Annotated in this window: 1 protein-coding gene; it reads right to left on the bottom strand. The window is 61.7% G+C overall.

Annotated features, from left to right (window positions below; all coding sequences use genetic code 11):
• A partial coding sequence (locus tag A1351_RS05080; protein ID WP_064032404.1) for a hypothetical protein occupies positions 1-997 on the bottom strand: 997 nt, incomplete at its 3' end.
• Positions 998-1,171: the final 174 nt, after the last annotated feature.

The raw sequence follows: 1,171 nt of genomic DNA on the forward strand, positions 1-1,171 counted from the left end.
AATTGACGTCGCTGTAGCGGCGATGCACGTCGAGCTGCAGGGCTTGCACCCAGGAGCCGGTATCGACGGCCGTCAGACCTTCGTTCTGCATCTGCTGCTTCTGTGCGGCGTTGAGCGGAATCGAAGGCGATTGAGCGGCGAGGACCTCGTTGAGCACGCTGCGCGCCAGCGAGACGCGCGACTCGTATTGGCGTCGCCGAACCGACGCTTCCTTGGCGGTGAGCGACGTCATTTGCGCGCCCCGCTGCGCCGTCGGCACGATGGGCTGGATCAGATTGGTGACGAAATCATTGGCGGAATTGACGCCGTCCTGGCCGTCATAGGTCCCGGTTCCGAATAGCGACGAGGCGCGTTGATCGGCATTTTCCCGTTGCGACGCGCGGCAGAGGCCCGCGGCCGCTTCGTCCGCGGAACAGTAGCGCGAATAGTGCAGCATATTGATCGCTTCGACAGCCTGGGCGGCTCCATAATAGGAAGGCGTTCCCTTCGCCGCCTCGCCGCGTTGATCCGCGACCGTCTGGATCGCAGTGGCGACTTTCCACGACTGCCCCGCACCGACCGTGATCGTCTGGCCATTGTCTAGATGAGCGCAATGCAATGGGCTGACGACATGCTCGTCGCGGATCACGGCGTTTCGCTTGTCGCGCTCGAACCTCGCCATGGCGGTATTCGACGCGTCGGCGATCTGTCGTTGGGCAGAGACCTGCGCCTTCGAGTAATTGGCGTTTTGGGTAAAGCCCTGGCGAAGCAATGTCGTGACGTCGCCATAGGTGCTAGAGCCAAGCAGACTCGCGAGAGGACCACTCAGACCCAACTGGCTCGTGATCGTGTTCAAGAAATTGTTGGCTTGGTCCTGAAGCTTTTGCAGCGCCTGCTGAACAGCGATCGACGTCGCATCGAAGACAGCCAATTGCGCATTTGCGGGTGACGCGCCGAAGACGATCGCGCCGAGAACGACGCCGGTTGTCGCGGAAAGAAGATGAGAGGTTTTGTTCATTGAAATTGCTCCTCACCAAAGGCCGATCGAGTTGGGAAGCGTGTATCCGGTCGGCGCACGACCGGAGCCGTTGACGTAGAGACTGCCGCTCCCACCGGCCCCACCGATTCCGATGTAGCCCATGGGCGGCCCTCCGCCGCCGAAGCTCAGCTTCGGGCAGGAAAGACCACCGCC

The organism is Methylosinus sp. R-45379 (genome assembly GCF_001644125.1).
Classification (GTDB): domain Bacteria; phylum Pseudomonadota; class Alphaproteobacteria; order Rhizobiales; family Beijerinckiaceae; genus Methylosinus.